The organism is Pantoea sp. ANP04 (genome assembly GCF_041982285.1).
GTDB classification, from domain to species: Bacteria; Pseudomonadota; Gammaproteobacteria; order Enterobacterales; family Enterobacteriaceae; genus Pantoea; species Pantoea eucalypti.
Genome location: NZ_JAUTYS010000019.1, coordinates 47,224 through 73,877 on the forward strand (window position 1 = coordinate 47,224; position 26,654 = coordinate 73,877).

A 26,654-nucleotide genomic window follows, 5' to 3' on the forward strand; every position below is an offset into this window, starting at 1 on the left:
TGCACAACGACATTCATCGCTTATGTTTTTCTGAACAGCACCATGGATTCGAGATGACGGGTATGAGGAAACATATCCAGCATCGCGACCCTTTCCAATTGGTAGCCTGCTGACAGCAATATCTGGCTGTCGCGGGCGAGTGTTGTGGGATTACACGAAACATAGACCACACGTTCTGGTGCAAGTTTAACCACATGCGCCATTACGCCCGCAGCCCCGGCGCGTGCCGGATCGAGTAATACCTTGTTAAACCCCTGTGTCGCCCACGGCTGGCGCGACACCTCTTCTTCCAGATTATGCTGAAAGAAACTTACATTTTTAAGATTATTCAAATCAGCATTATACGCTGCCTGCCGCACTAATGCTGCAATCCCCTCCACACCAACCACATTTTGTACGAAGATTCCTACAGGAAGTGTGAAGTTTCCCATGCCACAAAACAGATCCAGCACGCGGTCTTCCGGCTGCAAATCCAGCCAGGCGATCGCCTTCGCGACCATCTGCTGATTCACCCCATCATTAACCTGGATAAAATCCTGTGGATTGAAGGTTAGCTTAAGTTGATGAGAGTGATAAAAGGGCATCGATTCACTTAACGCCGTCAGATTTTCATCGCCCGCATCCAGGAACAGCATCAGCTGATGTTTATGCGAAAACTGTTCCAGTTTTTCACGGTCATCTGTATGCAGCGCATCAAGATGGCGCAGAATCATCAGCGGGCCATTGTCCGCCAGCACCAGTTCCACATGCCCGAGACGCCTGACAGCTCGCAGGTCGCTGAGACACTGGTGCAGCGGAACCAGCAATGCCTCAAGTTCGGGCACTAAAACGGGGCAGTGCTGTATATCGACCAGATCGTTGCTGGCTTCCTGCCGGAATCCCATCTGCAATCGCTGCGCTTTATTTTGCCATTGCAGACCCAGACGCGCACGACGGCGGTAACCCCAGGGCTGACCGGCGATCACCTCATCCACCGCGACACTCTGTGAGGCGGCCTGGCTCAGCATCCGGCTCAGGGCCTGCGCTTTGCTCTGCTGTTGCAGTGCCACATCGGCATGCTGCTGCTGGCAACCGCCGCAGCGATCATAGTGCGGGCAGCGCGGTGTCACCCGAGCCGGACTGCGGCTAATCAGCCGTGTCACTTTCGCCCGGGCAAATTGACGTTTATCCTCTGTCAGCACAATCTCAGCCTGTTCACCCGGCAGGGCACCCGCGACAAACAGGGTTTTGCCCTTGTGGCGTGCCACACCTTGTCCAAACGGGTCAAGCTCCTCAATGGTGACGGTAAGGCGTTGTTGCGTCGTCACGCGCTGTTTTGCAACGTAGAATTGCGCCATAGTGTTATTTATTCTCTTTATCGAAAAACGACCTGCATAGCTTTATCGACAGCATGCACAGGGACGTTAATGCCGGAGTAGCCAGGCGACTATTATGACCAAATACAGCCTTCGGGCGCGAATGATGATTTTAATTCTGGCACCCACGCTGATGGTTGGCCTGCTGCTCAGCTCATTTTTTGTGGTGCACCGCTACAATGAGCTACAGCGACAGGTAATCGATGCCGGGGCCAACATCATCGAACCCCTGGCGATTTCCAGCGAATACAGCATGACCTGGCACAATCGTGATGCCATGCGTGAACTGGTCAGCCTGCTGCATCGTCGCCACTCCGCCATTGTTCGGGCGATCTCGGTGTTTGATAACCACAATCAGCTCTACGTCACCTCCAATCACAAGCAAAACCTCAGCCTGTTGCAACAGGATGACATCCGCGGCCTGCCCGACGATGTTTCAATGGAACGTCACGGCAGCATACTGATTCTGCGCACGCCGATTACCACCGAACGTTACGATGTGGATGAATTACCGGATGAAGATGCCAAGCCATCGGGCAATCCGCTGGGCTATGTGGCAATAGAGCTGGATCTGCAGTCGGTGCGTTTACAGCAGTATAAAGAGGTGTTTGTCGCCACGCTGATGCTGCTCTTCTGCCTCTGCCTTGCCATGCTGTTTGCTTACCGTCTGATGCGCGATGTCACCGGCCCGATCCGCAATATGGTCACCACCGTTGACCGCATCCGTCGCGGCCAGCTTGATAGCCGCGTTGAGGGTTACATGCTGGGTGAACTCAGCATTCTGAAAAACGGGATTAACGCGATGGCCATGTCGCTGACCGCCTATCACGAAGAGATGCAGCACAATATCGATCAGGCGACCTACGATCTGCGGGAAACACTGGAACAGCTGGAGATTCAGAACGTTGAGCTGGATCTGGCGAAGAAACGCGCCCAGGAAGCGGCGCGCATCAAATCTGAGTTTCTGGCCAATATGTCCCATGAGCTGCGAACGCCGCTGAATGGCGTGCTGGGCTTTACCCGCCAGATGCTGAAAACCCAGCTGCGCACGACGCAGCGCGACTATATGCAGACCATTGAACGTTCGGCTAATAACCTGCTCAGCATCATCAATGACGTGCTCGATTTCTCGAAGCTGGAAGCGGGCAAGCTGATGCTGGAGGCCATCCCCTTCCCGCTACGCGCCACGCTGGATGAAACTCTGGTGCTGCTGGCGCCGTCGGCACATGATAAAGGGCTGGAGCTGACGGTGGTGTGTGACAGCAGCGTGCCGGACAACGTGATTGGCGATGCGCTGCGCCTGCAACAGATCCTGATCAACCTGATCGGAAACGCCATCAAGTTTACCGAGAAGGGATACATCGGCCTGCGCGTCGGACAGCGGGTGATTACGCAGTCGCGCGTCGAGCTGGAGATTCAGGTTGAGGACAGCGGCATCGGCATCTCTGAGCAGCAACAGACCCAGATGTTCCAGGCGTTTCGTCAGGCTGACGCCAGTATTTCGCGCCGTCATGGCGGTACCGGGCTGGGGCTGGTCATCACCCAGAAACTGGTACGGGAGATGGGCGGCGAAATCACCTTTAGCAGCCAGCCGGATCAAGGCTCTGTCTTTGTCATTCGCGTACAGCTGGATCTTAATCCTAATGCACCCGGCATGCCGCGCGTGCTGGATGCGCTGTCACATGCGCGCATTGCCTACGTGGAACCGGATGCTTATGTTGCCAGCGCAGCGCTGGAGATGCTGAGCGCGACACCGTTGCAGATTGACTACAGCGAAACGCTGGAGGGATTAAAAGCACCTCACTATCCGCTGCTGCTGATGGCGATGCCCGTCGATATCAGCCAGCCCGAACTGCTCAACGAGCGCAGGATTAATGGGCTGCTGGATCGGGCTGACAATGTGCTGATGGCGCTTCCCAGCCCGATGATGTTGCTGGCTGATGAGCTGAAGGCGCGGGGCATTGACGGCTGCATTGCGAAACCAATCTCTCTGACGCGACTCCTGCCGATGTTACTGGATCTCCATACCCGTCAGATGAGTGAACTGCCGCCATCTCCCCGCCTGCCGCTGACGGTGATGGCGGTGGATGATAATCCCGCCAATCTTAAACTGATTGGCGCGCTGCTCGAGGAGCAGGTGCAGAATATCCTGCTGTGCAGCAGCGCTGAACACGCTATTCGCGAGGCTCGCCAGCAGCCGCTGGATGTGATTCTGATGGATATTCAGATGCCTGAGATTGATGGCATTCGCGCCAGCGAAATTATCCGTAGCCTGCCTCAACACGCCAGCACGCCGATTGTGGCAGTGACCGCCCATGCCATTGATGGCGAGCGCGAGCAGTTGATCAAGGCAGGCATGAATGACTACCTTGCGAAGCCAATTGATGAGAGCAAGTTAAGGCAGCTTCTGGCGCGCTATACGCCGCCGCCGGTGGTCCCTGTGCCTGAACTGCTGCCAATATTACCCACGCTCGACTGGCAACTGGCACTGCGACAGGCGGCGAATAAACCCGATCTGGCACGCGATCTGCTGCGGATGCTGCTGGAATTTTTACCGGAAGTGCATGCGAAGATGGCGCAGTTTATGGCGACCAATGAGGTCAACGCCCTGCGTGAGATTATTCACAAGCTGCACGGCAGCGCCAGCTACAGCGGCGTACCGCGCATGAAACAACTCTGCCATCAGCTGGAGCGAGGACTGCTGGAGGCCAGCGACATCGCGGCACTGGAACCGGAGCTGCTGGAGTTGCAGGATGAGATGGAAAACGTCGCCAGAGAAGCCCGTCAGCTGTTAGGAATTGGATAAGGCTGGCGGCAGCTGCCGCCGAACCTGCCACTGTCTCAAACGCTAACCGGCTTGCAGGGCTAACTTACAGCGCGCTGGCCAGAAAAGAGCGTGGTGCTTAAACAGACATTCTGAATATCAACGCCCTTTTCAGTCTGCTCAATGTCCGCTCAATCCGGCTGGGCTTAATAATCAGGTGCGCCTGCCGGTTACCTGAATCCGGCCAGTTTCAGCGTGGCAGCCACGTTACGTGCCGTCATCTCAACATTTTTTCCGGCACTGGCCAGTGCTTCATCCAGCGAACAGATGGTGTAAAGCACGCTGAATACCGCATCGATTCCATGTTGATGCACCACGCCAACATCCGCCGTCAGGCTGCCGGCAATACCAATCACTGGCTTGTTAAAACGTTTTGCCACGCTGGCGACACCAATTGGCACCTTGCCATTAATACTCTGGCTGTCGATACGCCCTTCACCGGTAATCACCAGATCAGCATCTTTCACCTGGTCAGCCAGCCCCAGAGCCTCTGTGACAATTTCAATGCCGCGTCGCAGTTCCGCCCGACAAAAGGCGTGCAGTGCCGCCCCCATCCCGCCCGCTGCACCACCGCCAGGAATGTGCAGGACATCAATATCCAGATCGCGATGAATAATGGCGGCGTAATGCACCAATGCCTGATCGAGCTGCTGCACCAGCGCCGGTGTCGCGCCTTTCTGCGGACCGAAGATGGCCGATGCGCCTTCTTTTCCGGTGAGCGGATTAGAAACATCACACGCCACTTCGATGCGGCACTGATGAATGCGGGCATCCAGTGCATCAATATCAATGCTGGCAAGCGCAGAGAGTGCGCCGCCTCCGTGACCAATCTCGCCGCCCTGGGCGTCCAGCAGTCGGGCGCCGAGCGCCTGCATCATCCCGGCACCGCCATCATTGGTGGCGCTGCCGCCGATACCAATGATGATATGGCCGACGCCCTTATCCAGCGCATGCCTGATCAACTCGCCGGTGCCGAATGAGGTCGTTATCAGCGGGTCACGCTGTGCTGCCGGAACCTGTTCCAGTCCGCTGGCCGCGGCCATTTCGATATAGGCCGTGGACTCATCGCCGGACAGGCCATAAAAGGCATCAACCTGCGTGCCCAACGGTCCGGTCACCTTCAGCCTGACGATTTTTCCCTTCGTCGCCGCCACCATCGCTTCTACCGTGCCTTCGCCACCGTCGGCGACCGGTATTTTCACGTAATGTGCATCGGGGAAGATGTCACGGAAACCCGCTTCAATCGCTGATGCCACATCCAGGGCGGATAAACTCTCTTTATATGAATCCGGTGCGATTACGATTTTCATAGGCAATCCGAGCGCAGTTGGGTGATTGAAACGGCTCTGAACCAGTCCGGTGTTGGGGAGACCGGCATCGGGTTTTAGCGGGCGATTTCAACCTTCGCTAACTTCTCATAATAGCAGGCCAGTGCGCTGTGGTCGGCGTTACCCTGCCCGTCATTGCGCAGCGCCTGCATCATCTCCATCACTGCTGCCGTCAGCGGCAGGTGCGCACCGATGCTGTGCGACGTATCCAGCGCGTTCGCCAGATCTTTGATGTGCAGGTCAATCCGGAAACCGGGCTTGAAGTTACGATCCATCACCATCGGCGCTTTGGCATCCAGCACCGTGCTGCCCGCCAGGCCGCCACGAATCGCCTGATAAACCAGATCCGGATTCACACCCGCTTTGGTCGCCAGCGATAACGCTTCGGACATCGCCGCAATGTTCAGTGCCACAATCACCTGGTTAGCCAGCTTAGTCACGTTGCCCGCACCGATGTCGCCGGTATGCACCACCGAGCCCGCCATCGCTTTCATGATGTCATAGCAGGAATCGAACACGGCTTTATCACCGCCGACCATCACCGAAAGCGTTCCTTCAATCGCTTTGGGTTCGCCGCCACTGACCGGCGCATCGAGCATTTTGATCTGCTTTTCTGCCAGCGCATCGTGTACCTCACGGCTCGCCAGCGGCGCAATGGAACTCATGTCGATGACCACCAGACCTGGCTTCGCCCCTTCGATAATGCCGTTTTTCCCCAGGCAGACGTCAATAACCTGCGGTGAATTAGGCACCATGGTAATCACCACATCGCACTGCTCAGCCACCTCTTTTGGCGTTTTCGCCACGGTTGCACCCAGTTTAGCCAGTTCCGCTTCGTTTTCGGTGTTGTTGTCGCGCACTACCAGCGAATACCCGGCTTTCACCAGATTTTTACTCATGGGTTTGCCCATGATGCCCAGGCCGATAAATCCAATTTTCATGACGTTTCCCCTTAATCGATTAGCGCTTAAATTTGTCGCATAACGCCTGCGAGGCGTTGCGGAACATCCCGACATCGCTGCCGACAGCCACAAAGGTGGCGCCCCACTCCAGATAGCGACGCGCGTCCGCTTCTACCGGTGCCAGAATGCCGCTCGGCTTACCGGCGGCTTTGGCTCGTTCAAAAATGTGCTTAATCACTTTCAGTACTTCGGGATGTGCGGGCTGACCGAGATAGCCCAGCGCAGCGGAGAGATCGCCCGGCCCGACAAAAATGCCGTCGACACCGTCCACCGCTGCGATGGCATCAATGTTGTCAACCGCCTGCTGAGTTTCGATCTGCACCAGCACCGTGATGTTGTCATTGATGGTGCTGTTGTAATCCGGCAGCGTGCCGTACATGTTGCTGCGATGCGACACCGAAACACCACGAATCCCGGCTGGCGGATAACGGGTTGAGGCAACAGCCCGCAGGGCTTCCTCTTCGGTTTCGACAAACGGCACCAGAAGATTGTTAAACCCGATATCCAGCAGACGCTTAATGATCACCGGCTCGTTGCAGGGCGGACGCACCACGGGCGCACTGTGGCTGCCTTTCAGCGCCATCAGCTGCGGTACAAAGGTGGTGATGTCGTTGGGCGCGTGCTCTCCATCCAGGACCAGCCAGTCGAAACCGGCCAGCCCCAGAATTTCAGTCGAGATCGGACTGGCCAGCGCGCACCAGCTGCCAATCAGGGTATCGCCCGCTAACAGGCGACGACGAAATCCATTGGGCCAGGCTGCATTACTCATGGTTGAACTCCTGTGACGATGGCTCCGCTTGGGGAGCCGAAAAGGTTAACGAACCAGGCATGGGCGCTTATTGTCGAACGTCCATCCCGGCACTAAAAACTGCATCGCTTCAGCATCGTCACGTGCACCCAGTCCCTGCTTCTGATAGAGCGCATTGGCCTGCATCACCTGATCCATATCCAGCTCTACGCCGAGACCCGGTTTCTGCGGCACCTGCACCATACCGCCTTTAATCTGGAACGGCTCTTTGGTCAGACGCTGATTGCCCTCCTGCCAGATCCAGTGGGTATCAATGGCGGTAATCGCACCCGGCGCGGCAGCGGCAACGTGGGTGAACATCGCCAGCGAAATGTCGAAGTGGTTATTGGAGTGCGAGCCCCAGGTCAGACCGAAGTCGTGACACATCTGCGCCACGCGCACCGAACCCTGCATGGTCCAGAAATGTGGATCAGCCAGCGGAATGTCGACTGACTGCAGCGACAGGGTATGGCCCATCTGCCGCCAGTCGGTGGCGATCATATTGGTGGCCGTTGGCATGCCGGTGGCGCGGCGGAACTCAGCCATCACTTCGCGACCGGAGTAGCCCTGTTCGGCTCCACAAGGATCTTCTGCGTAGGCCAGCACATCTTTAAGCTGTTTGCCGAGCATGATCGCCTCGTTGAGCGACCAGGCTCCATTGGGATCGAGGGTGATACGGGCTTCAGGAAAACGTTTTGCCAGCGCGGTAACGGCTTCAGCCTCTTCGCCGCCGCGCAGCACGCCACCTTTGAGTTTGAAATCGTTAAAGCCATATTTCTCATAAGCCGCTTCCGCCAGACGCACGACCGCATCCGGCGTGAGCGCCTCTTCATGGCGCAGGCGATACCAGTCGCACGGATCGTTCTGCTGGTTCTGATAAGAGAGCGAGGTTTTATTGCGGTCGCCGATGTAGAACAGGTAGCCGAGCATCTCCACGCGGTCGCGCTGCTGACCGTCACCCAGCAGCGAGGCGACGTTGACGCCCAGGTGCTGACCCAGCAAATCAAGCAGCGCCGCTTCGATACCGGTCACCACATGGATCGTGGTGCGCAGATCAAAGGTCTGGTTACCGCGCCCGTTCGCATCGCGGTCAGCAAAGGTGCTGCGCACCAGGCTGAGGGTATTTTTGTACTCACCCAGCGTTTTGCCGATCACCAGCGAGGCCGCATCTTCCAGCGTCTGGCGAATCTTCTCGCCGCCCGGAATTTCGCCAACACCAGTGTGTCCGGCGTTATCTTTGATAATCACAATGTTGCGGGTAAAGAATGGTGAGTGAGCGCCGCTGAGGTTTAGCAGCATGCTGTCATAGCCTGCGACCGGAATAACCTGCATGGCGGTCACTTTCGGTGTTGAACTCATCTCTTGCTCCTTATGCTGTTGCACGGCCAAATGCCGGACGCTTGCGATCAAAAGTCCAGCCAGGGACCAGATACTGCATCGCCGTGGCGTCGTTACGCGCACCGGCGGGCAGTGACTGATAAAGCTGATGGGCTTTGTTTACCTGCTCCCAGTCGAGCTCAATGCCCAGGCCAGGCGCATCCGGTACGGCAATTTTGCCGTTGCGGATTTGCAGCGGATTTTTCGTCAGGCGCTGATCGCCCTCCTGCCAGATCCAGTGGGTATCAATCGCGGTCGGGTTGCCTGGCGCTGCTGCACCCACATGGGTAAACATCGCCAGCGAAATATCAAAGTGGTTATTGGAGTGACAGCCCCAGGTGAGGCCCCATTCATCGCACAGCTGCGCGACCCGAACAGCACCGCTCAGCGTCCAGAAATGCGGATCGGCCAGCGGAATATCGACCGCATTGACCATCACCGCGTGGTTCATCTCGCGCCAGTTGGTGGCGATCATATTTGTGGCGACGGGCAGGCCGGTTGCGCGCCGGAACTCAGCCATCACTTCCCGGCCCGAATAGCCCTGCTCCGCGCCACAGGGATCTTCGGCGTAGCTCAGCACATCATGCATTCCTTTACACAGCGCGATGGCTTCATCCAGCAGCCAGGCTCCATTGGGATCGACGGTGATACGGGCATCGGGAAAACGCTGCTTGAGCGCCGCCGCCGTGGCGATCTCCTGCTCACCCGGCAGCACGCCACCTTTGAGCTTGAAATCTTTAAAGCCATATTTATCCTGTGCCGCTTCAGCCAGGCGCACGACAGCATCGCTGGTCAGTGCTTCCTGATGACGCAGGTGATACCAGTCGTGGCTGGCCTGATCACCGCTCAGGTAGGGGAGATCGGTTTTACGGCGGTCGCCAAGATAGAACAGGTAGCCCAGCACCGTGACTTCATCACGCTGTTTGCCCGGCCCCAGCAGTTCAGCCACCGGTACGCCCAGACACTGTCCCAGCAGATCGAGCAGCGCGGCTTCCAGCGCAGCCACTGCATTAACGCGCAGTTCAAAGGTCCATGCACCGTTACCGAAAGTGGTGAAGTCGGCGGACTGATTGCCTTTGTGTACCTGCTGCACCAGACGATTCATTCGGGCAATCTGCTGGCCTTTCACCTGCGGAATCGCCTCCACCAGCGTCTGATAGATGGTGTCGCCGCCCGGCGCCTCACCGACGCCGGTGTGACCGGCACTATCAGTGAGCACCACAATGTTGCGGGTAAAACAGGCGTTGTGTGCACCGCCAATATTGAGCAGCATACTGTCGTAACCGGCGACCGGGATAACCCGCATGTCAGTAATCACCGGCGAACTTTGCGTATTCATGATGCATCCTTACCAGGCCAGGTTTTCAGTTCGACACGTTTGATATCGCCGGCAATGACCAGGAAGCTGAATGCCGCGACAAAGGCGTGAATCCCCACATAAACCAGCGCGCCTTCAAATGAACCGCTGGTAGCAATGATGTAACCGATGGCGATAGGCGTGACGATGCCGGAGAAGTTACCGAACATGTTGAACAAACCACCGCTCAGGCCGCTGATCTCTTTCGGCGCGGTATCTGCCATCACCGCCCAGCCCAGCGCGCCGATGCCTTTACCAAAGAAGGCCAGTGCCATAAAGAACACCACCATCCATTCGGTATTGGTGTAGTTACACATCACCATTGAGATAGAGAGCAGCATGCCGAGAACGATTGGCGTTTTACGTGCGATATTCAGCGAGCCGGTTTTACGCATCAGCCAGTCAGAGATCACCCCGCCCAGTACGCCGCCGAGGAAGCCGCACACCGCCGGAATCGACGCAACAAAGCCCGCTTTAAGAATCGACATGCCGCGCGCCTGCACCAGATAGACCGGGAACCAGGTGATAAAGAAGTAGGTTAAGGCGTTAACACAGTATTGACCGAGATAGATGCCCAGCATCATGCGTGACGTCAGCAGCTGTTTGATCTGGAACCACTTCTCGCTCCAGCTCACTTTTCGGGAGTTCTTTTTGACATCCATGTTGATGAGCGCGCCGCCCTGTTCCATGTACTCCAGTTCAGCTTTATTCACGCCAGGATGATCGGTGGGATCGTGTATCACTTTGAGCCAGATGAAACTGAGGATGATGCCCAGGCCGCCCATGAACCAGAACACGTGCGCCCAGCCCACGGAAGAGACCAGCCAGCCCATAATCGGTGCGAAGATCACGGTGGCAAAGTATTGGGCCGAGTTGAAGATCGCCACCGCCGTGCCGCGTTCCTGCGCCGGGAACCAGGCTGCGACTATGCGGCTGTTGCCCGGGAAAGAAGGTGCTTCAGCCAGGCCGACCAGGAAACGCAGAATAAACAGCGACATGATGATGCCAAAGCCGCTGAACAGATCGACGAACCCTTGCAGAAAGGTAAACAGCGACCAGGTGAAGATGCTCCAGAAGTAGACGCGTTTTGAGCCGAAGCGATCGAGCAGCCAGCCGCCCGGAATCTGACCAATGACATACGCCCATGAGAACGCTGAGAAGATATAGCCAAGTCCGACTGAATCAAGGCCGATATCTTTGGACATCGCCGAACCGGCAATTGAAATGGTTGCGCGGTCACCGTAGTTGAATGAGGTGACGATAAATAACATCACCACAATCCAGTAACGGGCATTGGTGCGCTTCTGCACCGTTTCCGCGGTCTGGCTGAAACTATTCATGATGCACTCCTGAAATATAGCGTGAGCTACATCCGCTCTGACTGCATACACATCGCGTTGGGTATCAGAGAGAAATTGGGTTAAACACGGCGATCTTTTTGTTTTGGCAAACTTTTATTTATTCATCCGGCTGCTGACAGCTGCGGTCATTAACGCGCCTTTGCCCCTGCATCAGATGAGGAATACGTCGTGACAGATAACCTGACTTTGGCTAACGAAACTCAGTATAAGAACAGCCCGTAGCGATCACATTGGCGTATCGCCCTGGAATAAACTTATTAATGAAGTGATTATCTTGCGGATGCACAAAAGGCTGCGGTGTGGCTCACGAAAGTGGCAAATACCATGGCGAAATTAGCCGCTGACGACGCTTTACCCCGCTGTTTGTGAGGCTCTTCACTTGCTTTTGGATAAGCGACCCAAAACAACGCGGTGAAATACCTCAATGGTGGTCATTTGCACAATGCGCCACGTGCGACGCCTCCCTATACTGAAGCTGGCAAACACGCGTGTGACAGATCAGAACATTACAACGTGCCGCACAAGTACGGCACGACAGACAGGAAGGTGAGCGATGAAACCCAATACAGATGAACAACCGCTCTATATCAAAGTCCATGAGCATGACAATGTCGCGATTGTGGTCAACAGCATGGGTCTGCCAGCCGGCACGCAGTTTGCGGATGGCCTGACGCTTACTGAACATGTGCCGCAGGGCCATAAAGTGGCGCTAAGCGCCATTAACCAGGGTGCAGAGATTGTGCGATATGGTGAAGTTATCGGCTATGCGCTGCGGGATATTGCCCAGGGCAGCTGGATTGATGAATCTCTTGTTGCGCTGCCAGAAGCCCCTCCGCTGGAGAGCCTGCCGTTAGCCACGCAGGTTCCGCCTGATTTGCCGCCGTTAGAAGGTTACACCTTTGAAGGTTACCGGAATGCGGATGGCAGCGTGGGTACGCGTAATCTCCTCGGCATCACCACCAGTGTCCACTGCGTGGCGGGTGTGGTGGATCATGTCGTGCAGATCATTGAACGGGATCTGCTGCCACGCTTTCCGAATGTGGATGGCGTCGTCGCCCTGAACCATCTTTATGGCTGTGGTGTGGCGATCAACGCGCCTGCTGCGGTGGTGCCGATTCGCACCATTCATAATCTGGCACTGAATGCCAATTTCGGCGGCGAAGTGATGATCGTCAGTCTGGGTTGCGAAAAGTTGCAGCCTGAGCGCCTGCTGACCGGCACGCCTGACGTGCAGGCCATTTCACTGGACGACCATGACATCGTGCGTTTGCAGGATGAAAAGCTGGTGGGTTTCGGTGCGATGGTGAATGAGATTCTGCAGGTCGCAGAACGTCATCTTCAGCGGCTCAATGCGCGCCAGCGCGAAACCTGCTCCGCTGCAGAATTGATTGTGGGTATGCAGTGTGGAGGCAGCGATGCGTTCTCAGGCGTAACGGCGAATCCGGCGGTGGGCTTCGCCTCTGATCTGCTGGTGCGCTGCGGGGCGACCGTGATGTTCTCTGAAGTCACTGAAGTGCGTGATGCCATTCACCTGCTGACGCCACGGGTGATCAATCAGGAAGTTGGTAAGCGCTTACTGGAGGAGATGGCCTGGTATGACAATTACCTCGACCAGGGCCAGACTGATCGCAGCGCTAACCCGTCTCCCGGCAACAAAAAAGGCGGCTTGGCCAACGTAGTGGAAAAAGCACTGGGATCGATCGCCAAATCGGGACGCAGCGCCATTGTCGAAGTGCTCTCGCCGGGTCAACGGCCTACGCGGCGTGGATTAATTTATGCGGCGACGCCCGCCAGCGATTTTGTCTGCGGCACGCAGCAACTGGCATCCGGTATCACGTTACAGGTGTTCACGACCGGGCGCGGAACGCCTTACGGTCTGGCCGCGATTCCGGTGATCAAGATGGCGACGCGCAATGCGCTGGCAGAGCGCTGGCACGATCTGATGGACATCAATGCCGGAACGATTGCGACGGGTGAAGAGAGTATTGAGCAGGTGGGCTGGCGACTGTTTGAGTTGATTCTGGACATTGCCAGCGGCAGGAAGCAGACCTGGTCCGATCGCTGGGGTATCCGTAATCAGCTGGCTGTGTTTAACCCGGCACCTGTCACCTGATATTGCACTCAACTGACATCGCCGTGCGCGCAACACAGGCTTATCTCAGCCAGGGCATAGATAAGCCTGCCGTTGCAATCAGAGCTGCGCGCCCCAGACTTCAACCCATGGAGAGGTGACCGCTTCTGGCTCAGGGTTTTCAGTGGCATCAACCAGTAAGACTTCGCCAACCCGCTGAGCGCCCTGCTCCTGCAGCAGCGCATCAAACGCTTTGCCCGCGCCACAGAAATGGTCATAACTGCTGTCACCCAGCGCAATCACGCCGTAGCGCAGCGCGGGCTGATGACCCAGCTTATCCTTGATCGCATGGAACAGACCGGAAATCGAATCGGGCAAATCGCCCTGGCCGGTGGTTGAGGTGACGATTAACGCCACATCGCCGGCACCGTTCTGCCAGTCTGCCAGCGTCGGATCATCAAACACGGTGACGCTGTGCCCCTGCTGTTGCAGTAACGGCTCCGCTTCTTCCGCCACCAGCAATGCATTGCCGTATACCGTACCTACAAAAATGCCAATCTTTGCCATCTGCTTTCTCCCTTATTCTGAAACGCTATCCTGTCCTGGCGCTGCGTCAAACTCAACCCGCGGCACCTCAGGAATCTGATCCTGCCAGCCAAACTGATTCATCAGATTCTGCCAGACGCCATCCAGTCCGGCGCGAATCAGCAATGGTTCACCGGTCACCGGATGGGTCAATGCCAGGCTGCTGGCGTGCAGCATCAGTCGGTTAGCGCCGAAATGTTCGGCGGCACCCCGGTTCTGACGCAGGTCACCGTGCGCAGAATCACCAATAATCGGATGACGCAGGTGTGACATATGGCGACGCAGCTGATGCTTGCGACCGGTTTTAGGGGCCATCTCTACAAGGCTGTAGCGCGACGTGGGATAACGACCAATGCCGACCGGCATCTCAACGGTGGCCAGTGACTGATAATCGGTGACGGCGGGCTGTGCGGTGCGCGCTTCAGTGGCGTGTTTATCGGCAATTTTATCCAGCTCTTCCACCAGCGGATAATCGAGCGTTCCACTGCTCTCCAGCCAGCCACGCACCACGGCGTGGTAGGTTTTCTGCATCTGGTGCTGTTCAAACTGCAGGGAAAGCAGACGTCCGACTTCACTCGAAAGCCCCATCAGCAGCACGCCTGACGTGGGTTTATCCAGTCGATGCGCGGTAAAGACATGCTGTCCGATCTGATCACGAACAGTCTGCATCACAAACACCGTTTCATGGCGATCCAGCCAGCTGCGATGAACCAGCCAGCCGCTGGGCTTGTTAACGGCAACCAGCCACTCATCCTGATAGAGTATATCCAGCATCAGTGGGCAGCATCCTTCATCAAGGCATCCAGCTGACGCAGGGTCAGCAGCAGCGGCGCAATGCCGGGCTGGTCAGGTACCAGCGCCACTTCATAATAGGGGGCAACGGCAAAGTTTTGCGGCAGCGGATGTCCCGCGGCAATCAGGGCATGCATCCGCGGGACTAAGACCCACTGGAGCCACTGCAGCGGTTCCAGTGTATCCACGCAAAAAGGTTCCTGGCTCTTAAGCGCACCCTCGGCCGGAGGAGTACTTTGCCAGAGATGGTGCTCACGCATCAGCGCTTCCAGTTGCTCCAGCCGTTGCGTAATCAATTGTTCAGGCGTCATGCGCCACCTCCAGCGAGCAGTCAAAAATGGGCGGCAAGCATATCACTTGTTTGCACAGGCACAAAAAAAGGGAGCACTGTATAAACAGTGCTCCCGGTTCGTTTGCAGCTATCCTGCTACGTTTATGCTCCCTGCTCTTCCATGACAACTTGTCCAGTGCGAACTCCTGTCGCGCATCGTCCTGATGTATCCTTAGCCTCCTGGCCCACCGCCTCTTCTGAGGGGTTCTCATTCTCCATCCTGGAGGTGTCCCTTACTCAATCCTGAGCGATCCTGTTTCGTCCTGAAACCTTCACTGTGCCGTAAGCTCCGTTACGTTCCTGCCTCATGGCTTACCATCATCCTGACGATATCTGTTTCCTGAGCATCCTGCAGTGAGAAACATTTTGACAGAAACCGTTACGCAAACAAGGTACTCAGAAGGGAACTTTACGAAATGTGCTGCAGATATTCAGATAAACGCCATTAAGTTTATGATTCACAATATTTTTACATTTCAGTTTTCCGAATATCTCATCTGTTATATGGCGATCTCTCACAGAAGATGTAAGAGATATCTCACAAGGTCAGCAGCCGATCACTGCAAATCAGTTGATAACCGGTTGTAATGACTTAAGAAATATCTCAAGACTTTCGGCTAATATCGCACGCTGTTTGCGGCCAGGCTGCTCCAGAATCACTTCACCGCTGAGATTAGAAAGCGAGATGATCTCCTCTTCTGAATCGGTTGTGGCAATAAACAGCGTAGGCGACTGCCTGAGGCGGCGCTGCATCACCAGATGGCCAATCAGGTTCTCCTGTAACCGCAGGAAATCCTCTTCACTCCACACCTGCAACAGTGTCAGCTGATTCTCGCCAAAAGTGGCCTGCATATCCCCGGCAAACTGCGCGGTATAGAAATCTGTGACCGACGGCTGAAGCTGGATATCGATCGCCCGTTCAACGGCATCCAGCGTCGGTGGCAGACTAAAAGGCTGCGGCTGCCAGAGCACACGCTGATCGCGATCCTCAAGTGCGCAGGGCGAGGGAACGCCATAAAGATCGCTGCTGGCCGGCGCATGTCCCGCCTGCTGAAGCCAGTGCTGGCAGTATCGGGTAGTAAAGTCGCGCAACGCGGCGGCAGTTTGCTGCATCATTCATATTCTCACTTCTGATGGGTTACACTTAGCCACTTTGATTAATTTTGGTGGTAACCGCAATGACTACTCACGAACAGGATCAGGCACTCAGTAACCTGACGCTGGGCAAACCCACAGCCTATCACGATCAGTATGACAACAGCTTACTGCAGTCGGTGCCACGCAGTCTGAACCGTGAACCGCTGGGCCTGTTTCCCGACAGCCTGCCTTTTACCGGCAGCGATATCTGGACCCTGTATGAACTCTCGTGGCTCAACAGTAAAGGGCTCCCCCAGGTTGCCGTCGGCGAAGTGGTGCTGGATGCACAGAGCCGCAATCTGATCGAGTCGAAAAGCTTTAAGCTTTACCTTAACAGTTTTAACCAGACCCGCTTTGCGGACTGGGGCGAGGTCCGTCAGACGCTGGAGCGGGATCTGAGCGCCTGTGCAGAAGGTAAAGTGCAGGTTGCGCTGTTCCGTCTTAGTGAAATTGAAGGTCAGCCTGTCGGTCATTTTGACGGTTGCTGTATTGATGAGCAGGATATTGCTATCGACGATTATCGCTTTAATGCCGACTATCTGGCGGATGCCGCAGGCAGCGAAATCGTTGAGGAGACGCTGGTCAGCCATCTGCTCAAGTCAAACTGCCTGATCACCAATCAGCCTGACTGGGGCTCGGTGATGATCCGCTACACAGGCCCGCGTATCGACCGTGAAGCGCTGCTGCGCTATCTGGTCTCATTCCGCCAGCATAACGAATTTCACGAGCAGTGCGTCGAGCGCATCTTTAATGATGTGATGCGTTTCTGTCATCCTGAAGCGCTGACCGTTTATGCACGCTACACCCGCCGTGGCGGACTGGATATTAACCCGTGGCGCACCAATGTGCCCTTCTCACCCGGTTTTTCACGGCTGGTTCGTCAGTAGTTTGCGAGACTTCTCGCAGGCTGCGAGCTGTATGCGCAGTTCCGCTTGAGCTGTGCAGGCCGACAAGGCTACTCTGATGAAGGCGGCAATCTGCGGATTGCCGACCAGGGATTTTCGTCACTGCGGTTGCAGTGCCAACAGGCACCCAGGCGGGTGTAAAGGAGTTCATTTGATTACCCATATCAGTCCACTTGGCTCAATGGATCTGCTCTCGCAACTGGAAGTCGATATGCTCAAGCGCACAGCCAGCAGCGACCTCTACCAGCTGTTTCGCAATTGCTCTCTGGCAGTACTCAACTCCGGCAGCCAGACTGACAGCAGCCACGAACTGCTCTCCCGCTTTGAGAATTTTGATATCAACGTGCTGCGCCGTGAGCGCGGCGTCAAACTGGAACTGATCAATCCACCGGAAGAGGCGTTCGTTGATGGCCGCATCATCCGTTCCCTGCAGGCAAATCTGTTTGCGGTGCTGCGTGACATCCTGTTTGTCAGCGGCCAGCTCAACATGCCGGGCCGTTTCACGGCAGCCGAAGAGAACGATTCCGCCACGATCACCAACACCGTGTTTTCCATTTTGCGTAATGCACGGGCACTGCACATTGGCGAGTATCCCAACACCGTAGTGTGCTGGGGTGGACACTCAATCAACGCCGTTGAGTACCAGTATTGCCGCAATGTTGGTACGCAGTTGGGACTGCGCGAGCTGAATATCTGTACCGGCTGCGGGCCGGGCGTGATGGAAGCGCCAATGAAAGGGGCCGCCGTTGGCCATGCCCAGCAGCGCTATCGTGACAGCCGTTTTATCGGCCTGACAGAACCCTCGATCATTGCGGCTGAACCGCCAAATCCGCTGGTGAATGAGCTGATCATCATGCCAGACATCGAAAAACGTCTGGAAGCGTTTGTGCGTATCGCCCATGGCATCATTATTTTCCCGGGCGGGGTCGGCACGGCAGAAGAGCTGCTCTATCTGCTGGGCATTCTGATGAATCCGCAGAACAACGACCAGGTACTGCCGCTGATCCTGACCGGACCAGAAGAGAGCGCCGATTATTTCCGTGTGCTGGATGATTTCATCGTCAACACGCTGGGTGAACAGGCGCGTAAGCATTATCAGATTATTATCGATGATGCGGCAGAAGTGGCGCGTCTGATGAAGAAAGCGATGCCGCAGGTTAAAGAGAATCGTCGCGAAACCGGCGATGCTTACAGCTTCAACTGGTCGATTCGCATTGAACCCGATCTGCAGGTGCCGTTCCTGCCTACCCATGAAAATATGGCGAACCTCAATCTCTACACGAATCAGCCTCCTGAGAAGCTGGCCGCCGACCTGCGCCGCGCCTTCTCAGGCATCGTCGCGGGTAATGTTAAAGAGATGGGCATCCGCGAAATCCGTGAGAAGGGACGCTTTAAACTGCATGGCGACCCCGACATCATGCACCGCATGGATGAACTGCTGCAGGGATTTGTTGCCCAGCAGCGCATGAAGCTGCCAGGCACCGCTTACATCCCCTGCTACGAAATTATCAAATAAACTAGGAGGCAGCCCCCGGGCTGCCCATACTCTCATGGCTTTTCATCTTGTTATTGTTGACGCATTGAATCTGATTCGCCGTCTGCATGCGGTACAAGGCTCCCCCTGTGTCGACGGCTGTGTGGCTGCGCTGCGCCAGGTACTGGGTCACGCCCGCCCGACCCATGCCGTGGCGGTATTTGATGGCGAAGCGCGTCATCAGGGCTGGCGGCATCAGCTGCTTCCCGACTACAAAAGCGGTCGTCCGCCGATGCCAGACGATTTGCAGGCAGAGATGCCGGCGTTACAGGAGGCTTTTCGCGCAGCAGGCGTAAGCTGCTGGATTGCGGGCGAGGATGAAGCGGATGATTTAGCGGCGACGCTGGCGGTTAAAATGGCCCAGGCCGGACATCAGGCCACCATTGTTTCCACTGACAAAGGCTACTGCCAGCTGCTGGCACCCGAAATCCGCATCCGCGACTACTTCCAGAAGCGGTGGCTCGACCTGCCTTTTATCGAGGCAGAGTTTGGCGTGGCGCCCCAGCGGTTACCTGACTACTGGGGATTATGCGGCATCAGCAGCAGTAAAATTCCGGGCATCACCGGCATCGGCCCTAAAAGCGCAAAGCAGCTGCTGACAACGTTTCAGACGCTTGAGGGGGTCTACCAGCAACTGGACCAGGTGCCCGCCAAATGGCGGGAAAAACTCGCTGTAGGGCAGCATATGGCAGAGATTAGTCGTCAGGTGGCCACACTGAAGCAGGATCTGGTGTTGCAGGGAAATCTGAACACGCTGCGTTATACCGGCTGAGTGCAACGGCACTCAGCCAGTCGATTAACGCTCGTCGCGACGGCCACCGGTCGCAGCCCACATGCGACGCACATGAACCGTTACCTCTTCGCGGTCATGATAGAGCTGACGGGCGCGAATCTGCACGTTGATGCCATTCTCATCAAACCGCTCCTGCATCATGGCCAGATTCTGCGTGACCTCTTCATAGCGCTTTTTCATCGGCAACTTAAGGTTGAAGATCGCTTCGCGGCACCAGCCGTTGACCAGCCAGTCGGTCATCAGGTTAGCCACGCGAACCGGCTTCTCTACCATGTCACACACCAGCCAGCTGATGTTGGTGCGAGGCGGACGGAATTTAAATCCATCCGCTTTCTCATGCATCACCTGGCCGGTATCCATCAGGCTCGGTGCCATCGGTCCGTTGTCTACCGCATAAACCATCATGCTGCGCTGGACCAGTTGATAGGTCCAGCCGCCCGGACAGGCTCCCAGGTCCACCGCGTACATGCCGCTGGCTAAACGCTCATCCCACTCATCCGCAGGGATGAATACGTGGAATGCCTCTTCCAGCTTAAGCGTGGAACGGCTTGGCGCATCAGAAGGAAACTTAAGGCGTGGAATACCCATATAAAACGGCGAGCTGTTTTCCCGAATGGAGTAACCGACGTAACAGGTGCCAGGTGCGATGAAAAACACATGCACAACCGGGCGTTTCGGGCTTTCATAGTTCAGCAGGATTTTGCTTTCACGCAGTGCTGAACGCAGCGGCACGGTGAACTTGCGGCAGAATTTGGTCAGCTCTTTGGCTTCGTTGGTGTCAGGCACTTCAACACGCAGTTCGCCCCCCTTCTCCACCACGCCGGTCAGCATGCCGACAATCGGGGTGATACGATCTTCCTGTGGCAGGTCACGCAGCATTTCGCCGACGACCAGCATCTGACGGGCAAAGATCAGCTCGTCAAATGGCAGCTCACGCGCCAGGCGATCAGCATCTTCGAACTGATAGCACTCAAACAACACGTAGCCGGAGTCATCTTTAACGCGGGGAAAGCCGTAGATTTCGCGTTCCGCCGCTTTAGCGCTGATTTCTGCCGCGCACTCTTTTTCAAAACCGGGGCGACAATAGAGTAAAACTTTATTCATGGCGTTCTGCCTTTCGTTTAAGACGCAAAGCGCCAATCAACATCAATACCCAACCGGCGAGGAAACAGACTCCACCCACAGGTGTGATAAAAACCCAAAACTTAAGATGTGACAGCGCCAGACAATAGAGGCTGCCACTGAACAGCACGGTGCCGAGCGCCATTAACGCACTGCTCCAGTAAAACCAGATATTGGCGCGACGTAACATCGCAGCGCCCAGCCCCATCACCGCTAAGGTGTGATAAGCCTGATACTCCAGCCCGGTATGAATCCAGGCCATTTCAGCCGCACCAAGCGACTGACTCAACACGTGGGCACCAAATGCGCCAAAAGCCACCAGCAGAAATCCGCTGATAGCCGCAAAAACAAACATGGCACGACTGGACATGAACTGACCCTCAGGGTGCTTTTGCATCTGAATGCAAATAAATCAATACGTTATTGTTGATAGCGAAAGCGGAATTTTTCTTGTTCGGTTGCAGCTTTTTCCAGAATCCACTGTCGGAAGGCGGCTATTTTACCCAGTTCTGCCTGACTGTCATGACAAACCAGATAAAAAGCGTTTTTACTGACTAATACATCATTAAATGGGCAGATTAATCGTCCGGCTTCTATTTCACTCTGCGCCATAACATTGTTGGCCAGCGCCACGCCCTGACCATGAATCGCCGCCTGCAGAACCATCGCGCTGTGGCTGAAAATTGGCCCCTGCTGCACATTAATATGCTGCAGGCCCAGCTGCCGGATATAGGATTGCCAGTCGCGGCGGGAGGCATCATGCAGCAGGGTAAAACGCGACAGATCCATCGGCGTTTTCAGCGGATTATCCCCGGTCATCAGTGACGGCGAGCAGACCGGCAACAGATATTCGGCATAGAGTTTTTCCACCCGCAGTCCGGGCCAGTTGCCCCGCCCGTAAAAAATCGCCACATCGACATCGTCTGCCAGTTTCTCTTCGTCACGGTCAACCGCCTGGATGCGCACGTCAATTCCCGGATAAGCCATATTAAAGCTGGAGAGGCGGGGAACCAGCCACTGAATGGCAAAGCTTGGCAGTAAACTGACCGTCAGCGCCCCCTTGGCACTGCGCGCCTGCAATTTGCGCGTCGCTTCGTTTATCGCCGAGAAAATCTCTTTGATGTCGAGATAGTAGCTTTGTCCTTCCTCGGTCAGTAATAGCGAACGATTCCTCCGGCGAAACAGCTTTAACCCCAGAAAATCTTCCAGAGATTTTATCTGATGGCTTACAGCAGCCTGGGTGACAAACAGCTCTTCAGCCGCTTTGGTAAAGCTTAAATGGCGTGCAGCTGCATCAAAAACACGCAGTGCGTTAAGAGGAGGAAGGCGTTTCGACATGGTTTTCCGTATCCGGATCGGCGAAAAATACGCAGGCTAATACAAAGCGTTTACGTATTAGAATTTTTAATCCGAGGCATTATAATTTGTCCGTTGAGGAACCTCCAGCAAATACCTATAGTTGCCACACTTCCTGAGCCGGAACGAAAAGTTTTTAGATTTGTGAGTGAGTTCGCAGATTTTCTGAAAGCTTTTGGCTTGTGGTCGTGATGTTGTGTTTGCAAATTTTTGATCCGACGATTGCGGATCGAGCGCTTAATTCCTGTAGATTTACCCTGTCTGTCCATAGTGATTTTTAAATAGCACCGCAAATTGCGGTGCTTTTTTTTGCTGCTTACTTTGACTCGACCATTTCTTTGACGTCTGAGCGGTTAATCTGCTGCTCGTTGCCATTCGCATCTTTATAGCTGATCATGCCGGTATCATTATCAACTTTAGGCTTGCCGGCAGCCACGATAGTGCGGCCATCGTTGGTATGCATCACGTAATTACTTGAACAGGCACTCAGTGTAAAAGCAAGAGTACACACGGCCAGAACTGCGGTAAGTTTTTTCATCTGCTATCTCCTTGTAGATTGATTGCATCAAACCACCCGCGCTACGCTAACCAGAGGCAGCCGATAAGTGAGATCGACTATTAAACGTCCACTCGTTATGCGGGTTTGGTTCAAACCTTGCAATATTCAGCATAACGCGCTTTTCCAGCTTTGCCAGACGCAGACCATTCTTTCAGTGTGGTCCTAATTTTTCTTATCATGGACCCGGCATGATCCCATTTAACCCTAGCGACTTTCGCCAGCAGTTTCCCGCGCTCGCCGACGCCGGCGTTTATCTCGATAGCGCCGCGACCACGCTGAAGCCGCAGGCCGTCATTGACAGTACACAGCAGTTTTACAGCCTCAGCGCAGGGACGGTTCATCGCAGCCAGTTTGCCGCTGCGCAGGCCTTAACCCATCGCTATGAACAGGCGCGTCATCAGGTTGGCCGCTGGCTGAATGCCGCAGACGATCGTGAGATTATCTGGACGCGCGGCACCACCGAAGCGATAAACCTGGTGGCGAACAGCTGGCTGCGCCCGCGCCTGCAACCCGGTGATGAGATTGTGGTGAGTGAGGCTGAGCACCACGCCAACCTGGTCCCCTGGCTGATGGCTGCACAGGCATGCGGTGCCCACGTCATAAAATGGCCGTTAGGGCCAGATCGCCTGCCCGATATCAGCCTGCTACCCAACCTGCTTAATAACCGTACCCGCCTGCTGGCTATAGGCCAGATGTCGAACGTCACCGGAGGGTGTCCCGATCTCGCCAGAGCGATTCCGCTGGCACACGCCGTGGGTGCGAAAGTGATGGTCGATGGCGCGCAGGGGGTGGTGCATTGCCCGCCTGACGTACAGGCGCTGGATATCGACTTTTACGCTTTTTCCGGCCATAAGATTTACGGCCCGATGGGCATTGGCGCGTTATATGGCAAAGCGGACCTGCTGGAAGCGATGTCACCCTGGCAGGGTGGCGGAAAAATGATAACGGATGTCGATTTCAGTGGCTTCACACCACAGCCAGTGCCCTGGAGTTTTGAAGCAGGTACTCCGAATGTGGCGGGCGTAGTGGGCCTGAGTGCAGCACTGAGCTGGCTGGCGCAGTACGATCTGGCCGAAGCGGAGCGCTGGAGTCAGCATCTGGCGACACTGGCGGAGGAGCAGCTGGCAGAATTGCCTGGCTTCCGCAGCTTCCGCAGTGGCAACGCCAGCCTGCTGGCCTTTGAATTTGCTGGCCTGCATCACAGCGATCTGGTGACGCTGCTGGCTGAGCAGGGAATCGCCCTGCGCGCTGGCCAGCATTGTGCGCAGCCGTTGCTGGCAGCGCTGGGCGTCAGCGGCACGCTGCGGGCTTCTTTTGCACCCTATAATAGTTTGCAGGATGTTGATGCGCTGGTGCGCGCCATGAAAGGTGCCATCTCGCTGTTATCGGAGTTTTGATTATGTGTTCATCGCTGTTAGCGCCACACCCGTTTGGCGAACAGATTACTGTTGCCAGCCTGAAAGAGAGCTTTGGCCGCTTTCATCAATGGGAGGATCGTTATCGTCAGCTGATTCAGCTGAGCCGACAGTTACCTGGGTTGCCGGAGGAACTGAAAACCGCAGAAATTGAACTCAGCGGGTGTGAAAATCGGGTCTGGCTGGGCAGCCAGTTATGCGAGGATGGCACGCTGCATTTCTATGGTGACAGTGAAGGACGGATTGTGCGCGGCCTGCTGGCCGTGCTGCTGACTGCGGTTGAGGGCCAGACGCCACAACAGTTACTGGCCAGCGATCCCTTAACGCTGTTTGACGAACTGGGCCTGCGCGCCCAGCTCAGCGCTTCCCGCAGCAGCGGCCTGCAGGCGCTGGCTACCGCCGTGGAGCACGCCGCGCGTCAGGCGCTGACGGCATCCTGACGAACAGCGCGCGCCAGAAACTTCTTCAGCGCATGTGAAACGGCAACAAAGCCGAACGTAGCGGTAACCATGGTTGCCGCGCCAAAGCCGGATGTGCAATCCATCCGCTTCGGACCTTCCGCCGTGCTGCGTGAAGCACAGACGCTGCCATCTGCCTGCGGATAAACCAGCGCTTCAGTTGAAAAAACACAGTCGATGCCGAGTTTACCTTTGCTGTTTTTCACCACGCCCAGGCTTTTCAATCGTTCGCGCAGCTTCGCCGCCAGGGGATCCTGAATGGTTTTCGCCAGATCGGCGACCTGAATTTGCGTCGGATCAATCTGCCCACCCGCACCACCGGTGGTGATTAACGGGATCTTATTCCGGCGACACCAGGCGATCAGCGCCGCTTTAGGCCGCACGCTGTCGATAGCGTCGATCACGTAGTCAAAACCGGCAGCCATCAGTTCAGCAGTGTTCTCCGGCGTAATAAAGTCATCTATGCAGATCACTTCGCAGTCAGGATTGATCGCACGCAGCCGCTCTGCCATCACGTCCGTTTTGGCTTTGCCCACGTTGCCCTGAAGCGCATGAAGCTGCCGGTTGGTGTTGGTGATACAGACATCATCCATATCAATCAGGGTAATTTTACCAATCCCGGTGCGCACCAGTGCTTCCGCCGCCCAGGAACCGACGCCGCCAATACCGATGACGCAGAAGTGTGCGTCAGCAAAACGTTGCAGCGCATTCTGACCATAGAGACGCGCCGTGCCGCCAAAGCGCTGATGCCAGGCGTCGTTTAACACTTTCATAGTTGAACCTGTTACGTCGTGCGGGCCCGAAGGCCCGCAGAGAAGAAATTAGTTAGCGCCGAGAAGCAGTGAACCATTATTACCGTTTTGCGTGCCGGAGAACAGCGGCTGTCCGGCACCCGGTGCAGCTTTGAGTACCCAGACGCGGCCATAGTGATTATAGAAGCCGGCGAGATGCGCAGCGTCCGGGCCGATACCCTGATAGATATCAAAGTGCTGGCCTTTAATCGCGCCACCCACGTCGAGTGCGACCATCAGGCGCATCTCATATTTGCCGTTGAATTTGCCCTTCTCATTTAACTGCGGCACTTCAGCCAGCAGTACGGTGCCCGCCGGAATAATTGAGCGGTCAGAGGCAACCGAGGCTTTTGCTACCAGCGGAACGGCGCTGGCTCCACGCACCGGCGTAAACGGTTCAGCTTTAAAGAAGACAAACGATGGGTTGGTTTCCAGCAGTGCGCGAACTTCCTGCGGTGAGTGCTCCTGCGCCCACTGGCGAATGGCCTGCATCGACATATCTTCGCGTTTCACTTCGCCGCGATCGATCAGCTCTTTACCAATACTGTGGTAGCCCCAGCCATTTTTACCGGCGTAACCGAAGAAGGTCATCGGGCGGCCATCGCCAAAGTCGACATAACCACTGCCCTGCACATCCATCATGAAGTTATCAATCAGCGAGTTGCTGTAGGCAATGACATAGCGGTCATCGAGTCCGCCACTATAGATAGAAGCGCGGCTCGGTAATTTTTCTCCGCGTTTGCGCGGCGGCATGCGGTAGATCGGATACTGGAACTCACCCTGACGGGTGTAGCGCGCTTCCACGACCGGCGTGTAGTAACCCGTGAACTGCACGTTACCGTAGTTGTCCGTGCCCTCCATCTGCCAGGCGTTCAGGCCATACTGACGAAGCTGTCGGGTATCGGCTCCCGCCATCAGCCAGCTTTCAATTGCACTATAGGTGCCGTTCTGACGACTATAAAGGGCAGATGAGGCGGACTGAATCTGGCGCACCTGATCGCCAAAGTCTTTACCATTAACTGGCGCACCTTTGGCATTGGGCTGATTTACCAGCGCCAGCGGCTGTTCCAGTTTGCCATCTTTATATTGCTGACCGCGATCGGTCGGTTTAGAGCTACAGGCCGCCAGCAGCGTAATTAACGCGCCAGTGAGTGCATACTTCACCCAATGTGATTTCATTATCTTCTCTTTTTATAACTGTTCGCCCCGCGACGATAGCAAAGCCCCCGACAGAATGAAATGCATCCGCTTTGACCTGGTGCATATCAGTTCAATAATTAATCAGATGGTTGAATCCTTCAGCAACTGGCTGTTAATTTGGCTTTTATCTTCAAAAAGGGGTTGCATGAATTAGCGCGGAGAGTATAGTGCGCTTCCACGGACGCGGGGTGGAGCAGCCTGGTAGCTCGTCGGGCTCATAACCCGAAGGTCGTCGGTTCAAATCCGGCCCCCGC

At 55.7% G+C, this 26,654-nt stretch carries 24 protein-coding genes; 7 read left to right on the plus strand and 17 right to left on the minus strand.

The genetic code is table 11. The features are described 5' to 3' along the window. Positions 1-20 precede the first annotated feature (20 nt). Positions 21-1,337 carry a 23S rRNA (uracil(1939)-C(5))-methyltransferase RlmD gene (gene rlmD / locus Q7C21_RS20810; protein WP_003854615.1) on the minus strand — a complete coding sequence of 439 codons (1,317 nt, stop codon included), beginning with the start codon at positions 1,335-1,337 and terminating at the stop codon, positions 21-23. 94 nt (positions 1,338-1,431) lie between these two features. Between rlmD and barA the strand changes: the two genes are divergently transcribed. Then, positions 1,432-4,161, plus strand: a complete 2,730-nt coding sequence (gene barA, locus Q7C21_RS20815) for a two-component sensor histidine kinase BarA (RefSeq protein ID WP_008927114.1) — start codon at positions 1,432-1,434, stop codon at positions 4,159-4,161. Between the two features lie 188 nt (positions 4,162-4,349). On the opposite strand, the gene Q7C21_RS20820 is transcribed toward barA, so the two are convergent. The 6 genes from Q7C21_RS20820 to Q7C21_RS20845 all read right to left on the minus strand — a co-directional run bounded on the left by Q7C21_RS20820 (position 4,350) and on the right by Q7C21_RS20845 (position 11,330). Further along, on the minus strand, positions 4,350-5,489 hold the full coding sequence (locus Q7C21_RS20820) for a glycerate kinase (protein ID WP_003854619.1): 1,140 nt from the start codon (positions 5,487-5,489) through the stop codon (positions 4,350-4,352). Between the two features lie 74 nt (positions 5,490-5,563). Further along, on the minus strand, positions 5,564-6,448 hold the full coding sequence (gene garR, locus Q7C21_RS20825) for a 2-hydroxy-3-oxopropionate reductase (protein ID WP_003854621.1): 885 nt from the start codon (positions 6,446-6,448) through the stop codon (positions 5,564-5,566). A gap of 19 nt (positions 6,449-6,467) precedes the next feature. After that, positions 6,468-7,238 (minus strand): 2-dehydro-3-deoxyglucarate aldolase, encoded by a 771-nt coding sequence (gene garL / locus Q7C21_RS20830; protein WP_003854622.1) that lies wholly within the window; start codon positions 7,236-7,238, stop codon positions 6,468-6,470. A gap of 45 nt (positions 7,239-7,283) precedes the next feature. Continuing rightward, positions 7,284-8,615: a glucarate dehydratase gene (gene gudD / locus Q7C21_RS20835; RefSeq protein WP_008927115.1), complete on the minus strand. Its 1,332-nt coding sequence runs from the start codon at positions 8,613-8,615 to the stop codon at positions 7,284-7,286. A gap of 10 nt (positions 8,616-8,625) precedes the next feature. Next, the gene (locus Q7C21_RS20840; RefSeq protein ID WP_033763209.1) at positions 8,626-9,972 is read right to left on the minus strand and encodes an enolase C-terminal domain-like protein; all 1,347 of its coding nucleotides are present in this window, start codon (positions 9,970-9,972) and stop codon (positions 8,626-8,628) included. Further along, entirely contained in the window at positions 9,969-11,330 is a 1,362-nt protein-coding gene (locus Q7C21_RS20845; RefSeq protein ID WP_286865542.1) for an MFS transporter, read from the minus strand. The genes Q7C21_RS20840 and Q7C21_RS20845 overlap by 4 nt, the downstream gene beginning before the upstream one ends. 574 nt (positions 11,331-11,904) lie before the next feature. Between Q7C21_RS20845 and garD the strand changes: the two genes are divergently transcribed. Then, the gene (garD, locus tag Q7C21_RS20850; RefSeq protein WP_039660765.1) at positions 11,905-13,464 is read left to right on the plus strand and encodes a galactarate dehydratase; all 1,560 of its coding nucleotides are present in this window, start codon (positions 11,905-11,907) and stop codon (positions 13,462-13,464) included. Positions 13,465-13,542: 78 nt separating this feature from the next. Here the strand turns inward: garD and Q7C21_RS20855 are convergent, their stop codons facing one another. From Q7C21_RS20855 to syd, 4 genes are all read right to left on the minus strand, one after another. Beyond that, on the minus strand, positions 13,543-13,989 hold the full coding sequence (locus tag Q7C21_RS20855) for a flavodoxin (RefSeq protein WP_008927118.1): 447 nt from the start codon (positions 13,987-13,989) through the stop codon (positions 13,543-13,545). Between the two features lie 12 nt (positions 13,990-14,001). After that, positions 14,002-14,781 carry a tRNA pseudouridine(65) synthase TruC gene (gene truC, locus Q7C21_RS20860; RefSeq protein WP_375151073.1) on the minus strand — a complete coding sequence of 260 codons (780 nt, stop codon included), beginning with the start codon at positions 14,779-14,781 and terminating at the stop codon, positions 14,002-14,004. Next, positions 14,781-15,110, minus strand: coding sequence for a YqcC family protein (locus Q7C21_RS20865; RefSeq protein ID WP_187512994.1), 330 nt, complete (start codon positions 15,108-15,110; stop codon positions 14,781-14,783). Before Q7C21_RS20865 ends, truC begins: the two co-directional genes overlap by 1 nt. 587 nt (positions 15,111-15,697) lie before the next feature. Then, positions 15,698-16,246, minus strand: a complete 549-nt coding sequence (gene syd / locus Q7C21_RS20870; protein WP_187512995.1) for a SecY-interacting protein — start codon at positions 16,244-16,246, stop codon at positions 15,698-15,700. A gap of 62 nt (positions 16,247-16,308) precedes the next feature. Between syd and queF the strand changes: the two genes are divergently transcribed. The 3 genes from queF (at position 16,309) to xni (ending at position 19,478) form a co-directional block, all read left to right on the plus strand. Continuing rightward, positions 16,309-17,154, plus strand: coding sequence for an NADPH-dependent 7-cyano-7-deazaguanine reductase QueF (gene queF, locus Q7C21_RS20875; RefSeq protein ID WP_078804919.1), 846 nt, complete (start codon positions 16,309-16,311; stop codon positions 17,152-17,154). 169 nt (positions 17,155-17,323) lie between these two features. Then, the gene (ppnN, locus tag Q7C21_RS20880; RefSeq protein ID WP_003854629.1) at positions 17,324-18,688 is read left to right on the plus strand and encodes a nucleotide 5'-monophosphate nucleosidase PpnN; all 1,365 of its coding nucleotides are present in this window, start codon (positions 17,324-17,326) and stop codon (positions 18,686-18,688) included. Between the two features lie 34 nt (positions 18,689-18,722). Continuing rightward, positions 18,723-19,478: a flap endonuclease Xni gene (gene xni / locus Q7C21_RS20885; protein ID WP_375151074.1), complete on the plus strand. Its 756-nt coding sequence runs from the start codon at positions 18,723-18,725 to the stop codon at positions 19,476-19,478. Positions 19,479-19,502: 24 nt separating this feature from the next. Here xni and rlmM read toward each other — a convergent pair whose 3' ends face one another. From rlmM to Q7C21_RS20905, 4 genes are all read right to left on the minus strand, one after another. Beyond that, entirely contained in the window at positions 19,503-20,603 is a 1,101-nt protein-coding gene (rlmM, locus tag Q7C21_RS20890; RefSeq protein ID WP_003854631.1) for a 23S rRNA (cytidine(2498)-2'-O)-methyltransferase RlmM, read from the minus strand. Then, positions 20,596-20,991, minus strand: a complete 396-nt coding sequence (locus tag Q7C21_RS20895) for a DUF423 domain-containing protein (RefSeq protein WP_003854633.1) — start codon at positions 20,989-20,991, stop codon at positions 20,596-20,598. The genes rlmM and Q7C21_RS20895 overlap by 8 nt, the downstream gene beginning before the upstream one ends. Positions 20,992-21,041: 50 nt before the next feature. Then, the gene (locus tag Q7C21_RS20900; RefSeq protein ID WP_003854641.1) at positions 21,042-21,959 is read right to left on the minus strand and encodes a transcriptional regulator GcvA; all 918 of its coding nucleotides are present in this window, start codon (positions 21,957-21,959) and stop codon (positions 21,042-21,044) included. A 334-nt stretch (positions 21,960-22,293) separates the two neighbouring features. Continuing rightward, the gene (locus Q7C21_RS20905) at positions 22,294-22,515 is read right to left on the minus strand and encodes a YgdI/YgdR family lipoprotein (protein ID WP_003854643.1); all 222 of its coding nucleotides are present in this window, start codon (positions 22,513-22,515) and stop codon (positions 22,294-22,296) included. 209 nt (positions 22,516-22,724) lie between these two features. Here Q7C21_RS20905 and csdA point away from each other — a divergent pair, with 209 nt between their 5' ends. Both csdA and csdE read left to right on the plus strand, forming a co-directional pair. Continuing rightward, positions 22,725-23,933 (plus strand): cysteine desulfurase CsdA, encoded by a 1,209-nt coding sequence (gene csdA, locus Q7C21_RS20910; RefSeq protein WP_375151075.1) that lies wholly within the window; start codon positions 22,725-22,727, stop codon positions 23,931-23,933. A gap of 2 nt (positions 23,934-23,935) precedes the next feature. Then, positions 23,936-24,391, plus strand: a complete 456-nt coding sequence (gene csdE / locus Q7C21_RS20915) for a cysteine desulfurase sulfur acceptor subunit CsdE (RefSeq protein WP_008925647.1) — start codon at positions 23,936-23,938, stop codon at positions 24,389-24,391. Here the strand turns inward: csdE and tcdA are convergent. Continuing rightward, a complete protein-coding gene (gene tcdA / locus Q7C21_RS20920; protein ID WP_003854645.1) occupies positions 24,370-25,182 on the minus strand; it encodes a tRNA cyclic N6-threonylcarbamoyladenosine(37) synthase TcdA in 813 nt (270 codons plus the stop codon). The two genes, csdE and tcdA, sit on opposite strands and share 22 nt — an antisense overlap. A gap of 48 nt (positions 25,183-25,230) precedes the next feature. Continuing rightward, a complete protein-coding gene (mltA, locus tag Q7C21_RS20925; protein WP_003854646.1) occupies positions 25,231-26,379 on the minus strand; it encodes a murein transglycosylase A in 1,149 nt (382 codons plus the stop codon). Positions 26,380-26,654: the final 275 nt, after the last annotated feature.